The 220-nt window shown below is 61.4% G+C and carries 1 pseudogene; it reads right to left on the bottom strand.

Going from position 1 to position 220, the window contains the following annotated elements:
• A pseudogene (locus ACM615_RS24140) lies at positions 1–220 on the bottom strand (polyphosphate kinase 1); the annotation flags it as partial.

A 220-nucleotide genomic window follows, 5' to 3' on the forward strand; every position in this document is an offset into this window, starting at 1 on the left:
TTGATGTTGGCCTGTTCGTCGAACCTCGCCTTAATCTCCACGACCGCCAGCACCTGCTTGCCAGCCTCGGCGGCATCGACGAGGGCGTCAATGATGGGGGAGTCGCCGGAAGTGCGGTACAGGGTTTGTTTGATGGCCAGCACCTGGGGGTCTTGAGCAGCTTGCTCGATGAACCGCTGCACGCTGGTGGCGAAGGAGTCGTAGGGGTGATGGACGAGCA

It is taken from the genome of Rahnella sp. PAMC25617, from assembly GCF_050606005.1.
GTDB lineage: Bacteria > Pseudomonadota > Gammaproteobacteria > Enterobacterales > Enterobacteriaceae > Rahnella > Rahnella variigena.